Raw genomic sequence first — 12058 nt, 5'->3', positions numbered from 1 at the left:
GCTGTGGCGGGCGTGGGGTTGGACGCGGGGACGGAGACACTCAACCTGCGGTTGCGGCTGGAGGTGCGGCGCCAGCGCGGCGGCTTCCGGCAAGGTTTCTTCGGAGCGGACTACGAGTTGGCGCGCTTTCAGACTGCGGGCCCTGACGGCGGGCCGGTTGCGGATGCTGGCTTCCCGGGCGGCTACTCCGCATTCGGTGAGGCCGAAGTGGGCTGGGACGCCGTCAGCTACGGGGGCCTCTACAAGCACCTGAAGCTGTCGCTGGGCGCGGAAGCCTTCTCCTGGGGGCGCTTCGACGTGGACGGGCGCGTGGCGGTGCAGCTCTTCGAGCGCAGCCTGGAAGTGGCGTTGAAGGGCCTGGGCGTGGGCATGGGACAGCCCGGGGCGCGTTACCTGGGGGCGGCGGAAGTGCGTTGGAGATTCCTGGGCGGGAAGCTCTACGCGATGGGGACGGGCGGCACGCTGCTCTTCCCCACGGCGGAAGGGACGCTGCGACCGGGGTCCTTCGCCTCGGTGGGCCTGGGGGTGGACAATGCGCGCTAACGCCGTGCTGTTGCTGGTGGCCGTGCTGGCCACGGGGGCCGCTTCGGTGGCGCATGCTTCCGGGCTCGGCAGAACGCTGCATTACTCGCCGCGCGTGGCTATGTCCCCCGAGCGGGAACACGCGCGAATCGATGAGCCTCCGCGTTCGTCGGATGCTTCTCCGTTTTCTATTTCGGGGCCCGAGGTGTACCAACGACGAGCGCGCCAGCGGGGGGCACGGCACGACGCAACAGGGGCCGTGCCTGGCACTGCGTCCGTAGCTGTCGGGGGTGGAGTGCAGAGCGCCGCAGCGGTGCGTCAGGCAACCCTCGACGCCATTGATGAGGTGAAGCGCTCCCTGGTGGGCATCGAAGCCGCGCGCTCTCGACTTGTGTCGCGTCCGTCCTCTCTTGGGGGACGGGGACTCGACGGCGTATTCACGCGCTATCTCGACCACGGTTCCAAGCAACTGACATGGCTCCGAGGAACGCTGGAGAGTGCTACGGCGCTGGCGGGAGTGGCGTCGGAGGTCGGGGATTCAGGAATGGAGCTGAGCATCATCCAAATGACTGGGCCCCGGCTCCAGGCCACGCTGTTCGGAACCCTGCTGCTGGCCACGTGGGTGGACTTCCTCCAACTTGCTGACGCCGTGCTACGCGACTGCCCCATGTGCGGCTCCGAGAAGCTGTTCGCGGACCTGCATCGAGTTCAAAGCAAGCTGACTCCGACGCTGGCAGACCTCGCATCGGGGGACTCGGAGCGGATAGAGGCGGCGGCGACCGCGATGCCCCTGCTGATGGGGGAGCTGACCCACGAGTTCGACACGATTCGTCGGGATGCACACTCGGCCATGGAGGTGGGCGGCAAAGTCATGGTGGCGGCGCAGGTGATGGAGCTGCTCGCCCTGATTTCCTCGCTGAAGATGTCATTCCCCCGGCCACCCCCAGCAGCCCCCGCGACGCTCGGCGTGGGCCTCGTGATGAGTTCGGGGGGCGTCATGGCAGGCTCGCGGCTCGTCGTCTCGGCGGAGTGGGTGGAGATGATGCGAAGGCTGGTGCAGGCGGGCGTCCTCTCCCTCCCAGCCGTCAGCGCGGCTGTTCGCATTCACAGTGGGCAGGTGATGATGGCCCAGGCGAACCAGGACTTGCCCAAGGGCGTGCGTGAGGCGCTGGGGGACAGCCCCGAGGTGCGCGGCATGCAGGTGACGGGCAGAGCCGGTGCGGGCATGTCCAGCGCACCGAAGCACCACGTCCTGCCGAAAGAGCATCGGGAGTGGTTCGAGCAGCGAGGCTTCAAGGGCGACATGGACATCGACAACTTCTGCGTCCGACTGGAGCAGGCCCACCACGAGGCGATTCACGGTGGGGGGAACTGGAAGCTGGGGCGCACGTGGCCCGGTGAGTGGAGCCAGATGATCATGAAGGCCCTGCGGAATGCCGAGGCTCGGACGGGCCGAATGTTGACGCAGAAAGAGGTACTCGACATCGTCGCGGAGCGCATGAAGTTCTACGGAGTCCCGATCACGTTTACGAAGGGGAGGAGCCGATGACCGACGGACGTTCATGGCGCGGGAACTGGAAAGCCCGCCTGTATGAGCGCGTCCGTGAGCGAGGCTACGACTCGCTCACTGCTTTTGCCGAGGCCCGTCCCACCGCATCGTTGGTGGCACTGGCCGAGGAGCTTGGTCCGGACGACGTTGCCGGAGTTCAGGTTTACGATGGATTGGTGACCGAAGCGGTGCGAAGCAAGCAAGTGACCCGCTTGGTGCGTGGACAACTCGTGCGCGAGCTATGGGGGAGCCTCCCGGATGGTTGGCCATCCGTGTTGAATGACGACAACCGCTTCAAGGTCGCTAAGGCACTGGGACTTTGGTCCGCCATCGTCCCGGAGTCACACCAGGAGCGCGCCGATCGAGTTGGAGATGCGCTCCTAGCCAATCCCCCTCTCGCTGGCTGGCGTCCGCTCGGTCCTGACGACGAGCTTCTGAGGACACTCCTTCCGGACGAAGAAGCCTGACCGAAACCGGAGAGCCCTTCAGCTATGAGGCTCCTTCGAGCCCTGCCAGGAGTCTCGCTCATTGCCCCCATATAGCCCCTCGACGGGGGAATCAGGGGGAATGGGCGGGACAACCGCTGGCCGAAATCCCCAGTAGAATCGCGAGTCAAGGCGAACCTGGCGCGGGATTGGGTTGCTCGGCGCTGCGGGTTTGATTCCCTCCGCCTCCACTGTGAAGCCCAGCAATCCCACCGGGTTGCTGGGCTTTTTCATTGCCCGCGTGTCCTTCTGTGCCCTCAGTGTGCCCCTGCGGCGTCTCTGGCCGGTTCGGCCTGGAGCTGGGGCGCCGGCTGGTCGAGTTGCGCCGGTTCACCGCTCCGGAGTCTCCATGCGGATGGCCAGCGCGCGACAGCCCGCGCCGACCTCCTGGCCATCGGGTGGAGCCCATGCTCCGACCGAGTGATAGAGCCGGCCCTCGCGTCTCTCCAGGTAGAGAATCATGTTGAGCGGCCAGCCGCTGCCCTGGAAGAGGTGGCGGTCCATGGGCGTGGGCTCCTGGCTGACGCGCAGGCCGCGCTCGTGGGGCGGGCCGATGCGGTGCCAGTCCGGGTGCAGGTGGATGGAGCCGAGCACTTCCAGTCCCTGGGCCTCGGCCTCCTTGGTGATGCGCAGCAACTCCCGCGGCTCGCACCAGAAGCCACGACGCCCGTTGGCGTAGCAGGCGCCGAAGCGGGGGATGATGGTGGTGTCGAACTCCTGGAGCACGCGCTCATCCGTCTCGCGGACGTTGGTGGCGAAGCGAACACGCTCCACGCGCATGGCGTCGCCGTCGACGCGTCCCAGCAGCACGGCCCAGCTCCGGGGCGGAAGCTCCGGGGTGCACGTGGTGTACTCGCGGATGGCGTCCACCAGGAAGGCTGACAGCACCGCCGAATCCAGCAGGACGGTCTCTGTCCTCATTCCGCCAGCTCCGCCGTGGGCGTGCGGAGGCGGCCCGCCGCCCGGTCCTCACGAAGCTGGGTGACGAGGTGGCGGGCCATGCGCTCCTCGTAGGCGGCGGTGGACTCGGGCGTCCAGGAGTAGAATCCCTGGCCCGTCTTCTGGCCCAGCTCGCCCCGCTCTACCTTCTGCGCGAGCACATGCGGCACGGGGCGGCCGGTGCCGCGGAGGAGGGCCGTCATGAAGTCCAGCCCCACCAGGTCCAGCCGGTCGAAGACACCCGAAGCGCCCAGGCGCCGTCCGACGCCCTGGGTGAGCACGCGGTCCACCATCTCCGGCGTGGCCACGCCCTCGTGCACCAGCCGGATGGCCTCTCCGATGAGGGCCTGCTGCAGGCGCGGGCCCACCGAGCCCGGCACGTCCCTGGAGAACACCACCGGTGACTTGCCCAACTCCTCGAGGAATCGCCGCACCGTCTCCACCGCGTCGGGGGACGTCTTCTCGCCGGGGATGACGTCCACCAGCGGGATGAGGTGCGCGGGCAGGTAGTAGTGGGCAGAGAGGACGCGCTCGGGCCGAATGCAGTCCCGGGCGATGGCCGTCACGCTCAGCGCGGTGGTGTTGGTGGCGAGCAGGGTGTCGGGGGCCGCGAGCCGGTCCAGCTCGCGGAAGAGCTGCTGCTTGAGGGCGAGGTCCTCGGGGATGGACTCGATGACCAGGTCCTGCTCCACGGCGGCCTCGGCGAGCACTGTGGTGCGGCGGATGCGCCCGAGCGCGGCGGGAGCCTGCACCGGGGCGAGCAGGCCCGTCTCCACCAGCAGCGCCATGTCTCGCTCCAGCTTCGCGCGCGCCCGCTCGCTGCTGTCGGCGCGCGTGTTGTAGAGCACCACCTGCCTGCCGGCGATGGCGAGCTCGAGCGCGATACCGCACCCCATGGCGCCCCCGCCCACCATGCCAATCCTCTTCAGCCGCTTGTGTGTCATGGGGCACAGCCTTGCTAGCCCGCGCGACAGAGACAACCTCTTGATGTGTTGCTGTAATTGTTCATGGCGCATGTGTGATTGATGCACCGGGCCATGCCGGGGGCGCGAGCCGGGCGCGCTCGGGCTTATCGACCTGGCCACCAGCTCCCAGCGGGGTCCTCCCCGTGGCGGCGGCGCCCGTCATCACAGCGTGCGCGTCCTTGATGCATGGACGGGAGCACTTCCGCACGAGTTCCCTCACCCGTCTCCGGCCTTCTCCATGACCCTGGGGACGAGGCACTCGTCATGCTTGCCAACGACATGCCCGCGCGCATCTTCGACCTGTCCACGGGCGCGCTGCTCGCACAGGTGCAGGGGCGCGCGGCGGAATGACGAGCGAGCCGAGGAACGCCTCATTAGGTTGCTCGTCCCATGAACATCGGAATCATCGGCGCAGGGAACATTGGAGCGACCCTGGCGCGGCACCTCAAGGCCCTGGGGCATGACATTTCACTAGCGAACTCACGCGGCGTCGAGGGCGTCACGGCCATCGCGGCGAGCGTGGGCGCAAAGCCCGTCACCGTTCGCGACGCGGCGCACGCGGGCCCCATCGTCATTGTCACCATTCCCCAGAAGGCCATCACGGATTTGCCGCCCGGCCTGTTCGACGACGTGCCCGCGGACGTCGTGGTGGTCGACACGGGCAACTACTACCCGGAGTTCCGCGACGGCCACATCGGCGCCATCGATGCGGGGCAGACCGACAGCGAGTGGGTCTCAGCGCAACTGAGGCGTCCGGTCGTGAAAGCCTTCAACAACATCCAGGCTGGCAACCTGGACACGAAGGGCCTGCCCCGTGGGGCACCGGGGCGCATCGCGCTTCCGGTTTCGGGCGATGACCCGCGGGCGCGACAGCAGATTCTTCAGCTCGTTGACGCACTGGGCTTCGATGCCATCGACGCGGGCCCCTTGTCGGAGTCCTGGCGGCAGCAACCGGGCACGGCGGTGTACTGCGCCGACCTCGACGCCGAGAAGCTGCCAAAGGCCCTGGCCGCTGCCGACGTGACGAAGGTCGCCGAGGTCCGTCAGCAGAACGACCTGAGCGTCAAGGCCATGTTCAGCCGCTGAGGCCCCCGCGTTCAACGCGACCTGCGGACGGGCTCGTAGGCCACGCGTCGCCCCTGGAAGTGATGCGGCTCAGGCGCGCGTGGCTTCGGCGATACAACGGGCGGCTTCGGCTGCGCCGCAGCCGTTGAGCCCAGCGCCCCACGCGGCGTTGGCTTCCAGGAGCACCCAGCCCCGGCCCTCCACCCAGGCCGCGTCCAGAACGCACGTGCGAGGCAGCATGGGCGACCGCGCCACGGTGTCGAGGAACGCCCGTGCCTCCGCGCGCAACATCACGACTTACGAGGACAGCACGGGCGTCTCTGGCGCGAGGCCCCGGTGGTGCGGGCCTACATCGCCTGACCCAGGGCGCTCGTCACGGCGCGAGCTGTTCGACCGAAGGCGCGTGCGAAATGCGGATGGCTGGGATGTCCAAGACATCATCCTGCTTCACGCGGGTCCCCACGATGACCTGGTAGGGCGGTTCATCGAGCACGGGGGCACGCCCGTAGACGACGAAGTACTTGTCGTTGGCATAGGCCACGTTGCCGAACACGAGCTGGCGAGCCGCCGCGCCCCGGGAGATGGCGAAGCCGTGGCGGTCACGGACGTCCCCGTTCAGCTTCACCCGGGCGCCACGGACGCGGCCAGTGTCGGCCGTCAGCGCGCTCCAGGTAACGAGCACCTGGTGGCCCTCGGAGGCGACCTTGGGCGTGATGTCGTTCGTGCCCGAGGTGGCGATGGGGATGCCGCTGGGGTCCAGGACGTTCGCCGTCCCGTCCTTCACTCGGGCGCCGTAGATGTCGGGGGTGCCATTGCGTGCGTCGCTCCAGGCGACGAAGAAGCCCTGCTTCGTCGCCGTCACCGACGAGAAGTTCTGATTGCCCGGCGCAGCGGAGATGACGAAGCCGTCCGGGTCGAGCACCGCGCCCGTGCGCCGGATTCTCGCGGCGAAGATGTCCTGGCCGCCGAAGCGAGAGTCCGTCCATGTCGCCAGGTACCGGTCATGGGACCAGGCCACCGCGACGCCATAGGAGTTGATGGCAGACAGCTGGTTGGAGATGAAGACCTCCTGGACGTCGAAGCCCGGCTTCGCCGTGTTCAGGGTGATGCCGCGGACCGCGCCAGTGGCGGTTCCGCCGAAGCCAATCCACGCCACCAGGCACTTGCGGTCGTGGCAGGCGATGCCCGGGGAGCCCGCGGGCTGGTGGTCAGTGGGTGTGAAGAGGGTGACCGGCGGGCCGTCCAATGTCCCGTTCCGGTTGACACGCGTCAGGAAGATGGAGCTGTCTCCGGTCCAGACGACGAGGAACTGCCGGCCATCGAACGCGGTCGCATGGAAGTAGGCGTCGGGTCGAAGCTCGGGGTTGAGGGAGATGGCATCCGGGTCCAGCAGCCGGCCATTCTTCGAGACGCGCGCGGCGTAGAGGCGGCCGGGGCGGCCGTCGGACCAGGCCACGAAGAACTGGTTTCCGTCCTCGGTCACCTGGGCATTATTCGCGAAGGTCGGTGTCGCCCAGTTCGGGTAGGGCCCCTGGCTCCCCGGACCATGAAGCCCGGCCTCGACGTCCTCTCTCGAAGGGGAGTTGCCTTCGAACAGCTCCGCTTCACCGCCACACGCCAGAGAGAGTAGTCCCCCGAGGAGCAAAGCGCTCCAGCCACGAGTTTGCTTTGACGGTCCACGCATGATTCGCCCCCTTGCAACATCAGTCCGGCGGCAGGGTCCACGGCGGGGGCGGGTGGTCGCAACGCGGTATTCCTGCCGAAGCGGGCGAATGGACAGACGCCGGACGCATCCATGCGTGCTTCGTCGCGCCTTGAACGAACGCCTGGAACCGTGGCCCATGGCATGACGGCCGGAGAAGAGCGCGGGCGGATGGGGCTGGCTCGTGCCGCTGTGGCGTCGCTCAGGACGGCAGCTTGTCTTCCACGAGCCCGCGGATACCCTGGAGCTTGTCGGGGTTGCGAGTGATGAAGATTGTGACGACTCGGCCATCTTCGATGCCCAGGGCCGTCGTCTGGAGTGTGCCGTCCTTCTCCAGGGTGACGAAGGCGGGCAGTCCGTCGATGAATCCCTCGTGCACCAGCTGCGAGTAGTTCACGCCCGTGATGCGCAGCAAGCCCTCGAAGAGGCGCAGCGTCTTCTCCTGGCCGTAGATGGGGTTGAGGGCGGCCTTCGCCTTGCCTCCGCCGTCGGAGTACAGGACGACATCCTGGGCCAGGAGCGCCTGGAGCGCGCCCATGTCCCCGCTCCGGGACGCGGCGTAGAAGGCCGAGGCCAGCTCATGGCCCTTCGCCTCTGACACGGGGAAGCGGGGCCGCGCCTCGCGCACGTGGGCCCGTGCGCGGCTGGCGAGTTGGCGGCATGCTGCCGGGTCGCGGTCGATGGCCTTCGCCACCTCCTCGAAGTTCATGCCGAACACGTCGTGCAGGAGGAAGGCGGCTCGCTCCAGGGGGGACAGCCGCTCCAGGGCCATCATCAGGGTCAGCGTCAAGTCATCACCCTCCACCGCATCGACGATGGGCTCCGGAAGCCAGGTGCCCACGTATTCCTCGCGGCGTACGCGGGCGGACTTCAAGACATCCAGACACAACCGAGTCACCGTGCGGACAATCACGGCCTCGGCGTCGCGCACGGCGGCGCGGTCGGTCTGGTGCCAGCGCAAGTACGCCTCCTGCACCACGTCTTCGGCCTCCGCGACGATGCCCAGCATCCGGTAGGCGATGCGGAGCAAGCGGGGGCGCAGCGGGTCGAAGGCGTCAGCGGGGTTCACGTCAGGCGGCCTCGGTGCGGGGAGCGGTGACGGGGTGAATGGAGCGGAATCCCACGGCGATGCGGTTCCAGGTGTTGATCATCCCGATGAGCAGGGTGAGGTGCACGATTTCCTGCTCCGAGAAGTGCGGCTTGAGGGCTGCGTAGTCCTCATCGGGCGCGTGCGTCTGGGAAACGTGCGTCAGGGCCTCCGTCCAGGCCAGGGCCGCTCGCTCTCGCTCGGTGTACAGAGGCGACTCGCGCCAAGCGTCCAACAGGTAGATGCGTTCCTCGGTCTCCCCATGCGCGCGGGCGTCCCGGGTGTGCATGTGGATGCAGAACGCGCAGCCGTTGATCTGCGAGGCGCGGATCTTCACGAACTCCAGGATGCTCTTCTCCAGGCCCAGCTCCAGCAGCTTCTGGCCGTAATCGAGTGTCAGCTTCATCGCATCGGGGGCGGCGGCGTACGGGTTCATCCGGGGCTTCATGTGCGGCTCCTGAGTGGCGTGCAGGGCGGAAGTGCCTGCGTTCAACTTCAGGACGACGCAGCCGGGGCCGCATGTGACATGGCCTTTTCCGGCCGATTTATTCGCCCCACCGTTCCCCGGGCGAGGAATCAGTCGAGCCCCGTCTTGCCGTCCGGGGCTCGTGAAGTTGCGTGAAGCCGTCCCCGCGGTGCGAAAGCTCACGCCGGCTGGAGGAAGCGTCCGTCCACAAGGTGGTCGATGACCTCTCGCGCGGAATGCGGGTCGAGCCGAGCCTTCGCGCCGAGCTTCGACACGGCGCTGGTGACGGTCGTGGGGTGCTCGAAGGCGGCCAGGGCGGCCAGGAGGATGGCGCCATCCTCGCCCTGCGTGAGCGTGGGGTCGGAGAACCGTTTCGGGCTGACAGAAGGGGCGCAGCTCATCGTGATGCCATCCACGGAGCGGAGGACCGTCACCGCCTCATCCGCGAGCTTCGCGGGGGCTCGGTGGCTGCCCAGCCACTCACCCAGAGTGAAGCGCTGAGTCCAGGGAGCGGTGTTGCGCAGCCGCGTCCTGCCCTGGATGGCGACGCTCTTGCGCGTGTCGCGGTGCTTCCAGGCCAGCGCGTCCACCCGGTCGGAGGTGTGCTGGACCGCCGCCTCCAGGCCCGCATCGCGGAAGCGAATCATCGGCACGGACACGTCACCGGGCTCGCGGCGCTCGAAGTAGTCGAGGAACTCCGCGAACGTCTTCGCCTCCGTCACCATGTCGAAGCGCGCGGGGTGCTGCGTCACCAGCGCCCCGGGCTGCGCCTCGAGCCGCTGGTAGCCCACCACGCAGTCCAGGCCGATGATGCGCTCCACGAGCCGCAATTCCTCCGCCAGGGTGGCCTTGCTCGCGAAGGGCAGGCCTCCGATGCCGGAGATTTCGACGTCCAGGTTGGGGTACTTGCGGCAGGCGTCGATGACTTCCAGCAGCTCGCGGTCCTTCGCGCAGGGCTTGAGCAGACCCCGGCCCATCTGCTCCAGCCGCTGCTGTTCGGAGAAGCAACCGATGTCGATGACCATGTAGACGCGCTGGAACGTCGCGGCCAGCGCCGCCACCAGCTCCACCCGGGGCACGCCCCACAGGAAGTACGTGCAGCAGTGGCGGGAGAGGTCCACGCCCGCCCAGGTGCTGCTCAGGAACCCGGCGGTGCTGCCCGCGAAGTCGTAGCGCATCTGCCACGTCCGCCCGGCGATCTCCTGGTGGTCGCGGCGCACGTTCTCCTCGGCGCGCAGGAAGGGCTTCGCGCGCCCGAAGTCCGCCTTCTGGTTGCCTCGCGCCCCGCCGCAATACAGGCAGTTCTCACCGCACCCCTTGCCGGGCGCGACCCAGCCGGAGAACGAGTGCTGGTCCATCTGGCTGAGGAAGATGTCGTTGAAGTGCGAGTAATAGATGTCGTCCGTGTTCGTGGAGCGCTGCACGTACTCCAGCGGCAGCCGGCGCGGACGGCCGTCCGGACTCCTCGTCACGACGTTGGGCGGCGCCTCCTCGCCGTTGCACAGCGCCAGCAGTGGCACCTCGCCGTCGCCCAACACGATGTGGTCGATGCTGTCGTAGCCGCTCAGCTCCTTCCACCAGTACGACGCGGAGTTGCCTCCCACGACGATGCGGATGGAGGGGTCGAGCCGCCGCACCGTCCTCGCGATGAGCAGCGCGCGGTCCACGTGATGGAACCACTTGAGGCTGATGCCCACGAGCTTCGGGCGTACGCGACGCAGGAGGCCCTCGAAGGTGCGTGTCACCTCGGCTTCGGTCTCATCCCCGTCGTACAGCCGCACGAAGGCCTCGATGCCGCCGCGCCGCAGGTAGCCCGCCAGGTAGAGGATGCCGCACGTGGCCTCCCCCGTTCCCGCACCGACGAGGAGGACTGGAGAGAGGACACGACCACCCATGCGACGGACACCGGCCTTTCAGGAGACGGCGGGCAGCGTAGGCGAAACAGGCCAGGCTCGGGCGAAATGGTGGGGCCCGTCCGCCTGGCTGCCCGTCCCCAGCCCGGTAGGGCGGAGCCTTTCGGCGCCGAGTCATGGCGGCCTTCCGTTCGCCGTTCACTTCGGCGACGCACCGTTGCTCGCGCGAAGCCTCGCGAGGGTTCGCTCGAGGACCTTTCGCTGGAGATGGTCCTGGGGAATGCCTGGCGTCCGGTCCATCTCGCTCAATGCCTCGGTCAGCAGTCGCTCCGCGTGTGCCCGCTCGCCATGTGCCATGAGGATGCGCGCATGGCCCGCGAGCACGGTGCCTCGGGAGACTCCCTTGGCCAGGGCCAGGGCCCGCTTGCTCGCCGTCAGCGCCTCATCCTTCCGCCCTGCCATCAGGTACAGCGTCGCCAGCCGTGCCGGCGGATTGTAGTCCCCGGGCAGCTCCCGCTCGCTGCGCTCCAGGAGGGGAATGGCGGCGTCCGGCTCGTCCAGGAGCGCTGTGGCCATCACCCGATGCGAATCGAGCGCCGCGCGCTCCTCGGCCCCCTTCGCGTGAGTGGCCTGGAGCTGGAGGAACGCCCACCAGGTCCGTGCCTGCTCGCGCAGCCCCGCTTCGTCCCCGGATGCCTCACGAGCCTCACAAGCCAGCTCGTAGAGCGACGAGCGTTGCAGCGAAGTCAGCTCGGTCTCGGGAGCACCCAGGGCCCGGTTTGCCTCCGCGGCGAACTGGCCTCGCACCGCTCGCGCCTCATCGGTGTCCGTGTCCAGGGCGCAGCCCATGCCCACGTACAGCAGCCGCGCGCGATCGTCCACGCGCGAGAGCTTCGGCAGCTCCCTCGCGGCCACCCGCATGCAGTCCGCGGAGGCGCCCGTGGCGGCCAGCGCCTTGCTCCAGGACACGAGGGCGCCCGCGCGGCGCGCGTCCTCGGGTGCCAACTGCTCCAGGGCCCGCTGATAGGCCGCCGCGGCTTCGCCGTGCTGAGCTGAGAGGGCGAGCGCATCCGCCTGGACCAGCGCCTCCGTGCCCAGGCGGCCTTGCTGGAAGGTCCGCTCGGATTGCTCGAGCAAGCCCAGCAATTGGGGGAGGGACACCGCACCCAGCGAACGCGCGAGGACGGCACCGGTTTCCGGCTCCAGGACGAAGAGGGTGGGCCACGTGTCCACCGGGTATCGCTGGAGGAAGGCCATGCTGGTGTCGGCGTCCGTGTCCACCGCGAGCCAGACGAAGCGGTCCGCCCACGCGTCCAGGGCGGGGGACGTCAGCACCGTGGCGCGCATGGACCGGCACGACTGGCACCAGGGAGCCCAGGCCTCCACGAGGATGGGCCGCCGCGGCTTCGCCGTGCTGAGCTGAGA

At 68.3% G+C, this 12058-nt stretch carries 12 protein-coding genes and 1 pseudogene; 5 read left to right on the top strand and 8 right to left on the bottom strand.

The window, feature by feature from the left end:
• The 3 genes and pseudogenes from F8M74_RS36230 to F8M74_RS36220 all read left to right on the top strand — a co-directional run.
• Positions 1 to 543, top strand: a pseudogene (locus F8M74_RS36230) (hypothetical protein); the annotation flags it as partial.
• Between the two features lie 292 nt (positions 544 to 835).
• Positions 836 to 2071: a DUF2380 domain-containing protein gene (locus F8M74_RS36225; RefSeq protein ID WP_228560336.1), complete on the top strand. Its 1236-nt coding sequence runs from the start codon at positions 836 to 838 to the stop codon at positions 2069 to 2071.
• Positions 2068 to 2538, top strand: a complete 471-nt coding sequence (locus F8M74_RS36220) for an NUDIX hydrolase (RefSeq protein WP_141258717.1) — start codon at positions 2068 to 2070, stop codon at positions 2536 to 2538. The genes F8M74_RS36225 and F8M74_RS36220 overlap by 4 nt, the downstream gene beginning before the upstream one ends.
• A gap of 348 nt (positions 2539 to 2886) precedes the next feature.
• Here F8M74_RS36220 and F8M74_RS36215 read toward each other — a convergent pair whose 3' ends face one another.
• Positions 2887 to 3477, bottom strand: a complete 591-nt coding sequence (locus F8M74_RS36215; protein WP_141258716.1) for a hypothetical protein — start codon at positions 3475 to 3477, stop codon at positions 2887 to 2889.
• A complete protein-coding gene (locus tag F8M74_RS36210) occupies positions 3474 to 4439 on the bottom strand; it encodes a 3-hydroxyacyl-CoA dehydrogenase family protein (protein ID WP_141258715.1) in 966 nt (321 codons plus the stop codon). Before F8M74_RS36210 ends, F8M74_RS36215 begins: the two co-directional genes overlap by 4 nt.
• A 207-nt stretch (positions 4440 to 4646) precedes the next feature.
• On the opposite strand from F8M74_RS36210, the gene F8M74_RS36205 reads away from it, so the two are divergent.
• Together F8M74_RS36205 and F8M74_RS36200 are read left to right on the top strand one after the other, a co-directional pair.
• Positions 4647 to 4811: a hypothetical protein gene (locus F8M74_RS36205; RefSeq protein ID WP_153881045.1), complete on the top strand. Its 165-nt coding sequence runs from the start codon at positions 4647 to 4649 to the stop codon at positions 4809 to 4811.
• A 39-nt stretch (positions 4812 to 4850) separates the two neighbouring features.
• Positions 4851 to 5546 carry an NADPH-dependent F420 reductase gene (locus tag F8M74_RS36200; protein ID WP_141258714.1) on the top strand — a complete coding sequence of 232 codons (696 nt, stop codon included), beginning with the start codon at positions 4851 to 4853 and terminating at the stop codon, positions 5544 to 5546.
• 69 nt (positions 5547 to 5615) lie between these two features.
• Here the strand turns inward: F8M74_RS36200 and F8M74_RS36195 are convergent, their stop codons facing one another.
• From F8M74_RS36195 to F8M74_RS36170, 6 genes are all read right to left on the bottom strand, one after another.
• Complete coding sequence (locus tag F8M74_RS36195) at positions 5616 to 5816, bottom strand: DUF4343 domain-containing protein (RefSeq protein ID WP_216620778.1); 201 nt, start codon at positions 5814 to 5816, stop codon at positions 5616 to 5618.
• Between the two features lie 82 nt (positions 5817 to 5898).
• The gene (locus F8M74_RS36190; RefSeq protein WP_228560334.1) at positions 5899 to 7008 is read right to left on the bottom strand and encodes a hypothetical protein; all 1110 of its coding nucleotides are present in this window, start codon (positions 7006 to 7008) and stop codon (positions 5899 to 5901) included.
• Positions 7009 to 7429: 421 nt separating this feature from the next.
• Positions 7430 to 8296, bottom strand: a complete 867-nt coding sequence (locus F8M74_RS36185; RefSeq protein WP_141258712.1) for a sigma-70 family RNA polymerase sigma factor — start codon at positions 8294 to 8296, stop codon at positions 7430 to 7432.
• A gap of 1 nt (position 8297) precedes the next feature.
• The gene (locus tag F8M74_RS36180) at positions 8298 to 8762 is read right to left on the bottom strand and encodes a carboxymuconolactone decarboxylase family protein (protein WP_141258711.1); all 465 of its coding nucleotides are present in this window, start codon (positions 8760 to 8762) and stop codon (positions 8298 to 8300) included.
• A 197-nt stretch (positions 8763 to 8959) separates the two neighbouring features.
• Positions 8960 to 10675: a radical SAM protein gene (locus tag F8M74_RS36175; protein WP_141258710.1), complete on the bottom strand. Its 1716-nt coding sequence runs from the start codon at positions 10673 to 10675 to the stop codon at positions 8960 to 8962.
• Positions 10676 to 10831: 156 nt separating this feature from the next.
• On the bottom strand, positions 10832 to 12058 hold a 1227-nt coding region (locus tag F8M74_RS36170), incomplete at its 5' end, for a thioredoxin family protein (protein WP_163884731.1).

This window comes from Myxococcus sp. CA023 (genome assembly GCF_010998615.1).
Classification (GTDB): Bacteria; Myxococcota; Myxococcia; order Myxococcales; family Myxococcaceae; genus Myxococcus.
The sequence above is the reverse complement of the archived record's forward strand: the minus strand, read 5'-3'. Positions and strand labels throughout refer to the sequence as shown.

Excerpts from the sequence above, each read along its gene's own strand:
- F8M74_RS36220 (WP_141258717.1), top strand. The coding sequence starts at position 2,068 with ATGACCGACGGACGTTCATGGCGCGGGAACTGGAAAGCCCGCCTGTAT.
- F8M74_RS36215 (WP_141258716.1), bottom strand. The coding sequence starts at position 3,477 with ATGAGGACAGAGACCGTCCTGCTGGATTCGGCGGTGCTGTCAGCCTTC.
- F8M74_RS36210 (WP_141258715.1), bottom strand. The coding sequence starts at position 4,439 with ATGACACACAAGCGGCTGAAGAGGATTGGCATGGTGGGCGGGGGCGCC.
- F8M74_RS36205 (WP_153881045.1), top strand. The coding sequence starts at position 4,647 with ATGGACGGGAGCACTTCCGCACGAGTTCCCTCACCCGTCTCCGGCCTT.
- F8M74_RS36200 (WP_141258714.1), top strand. The coding sequence starts at position 4,851 with ATGAACATCGGAATCATCGGCGCAGGGAACATTGGAGCGACCCTGGCG.
- F8M74_RS36195 (WP_216620778.1), bottom strand. The coding sequence starts at position 5,816 with ATGTTGCGCGCGGAGGCACGGGCGTTCCTCGACACCGTGGCGCGGTCG.
- F8M74_RS36180 (WP_141258711.1), bottom strand. The coding sequence starts at position 8,762 with ATGAAGCCCCGGATGAACCCGTACGCCGCCGCCCCCGATGCGATGAAG.
- F8M74_RS36175 (WP_141258710.1), bottom strand. The coding sequence starts at position 10,675 with ATGGGTGGTCGTGTCCTCTCTCCAGTCCTCCTCGTCGGTGCGGGAACG.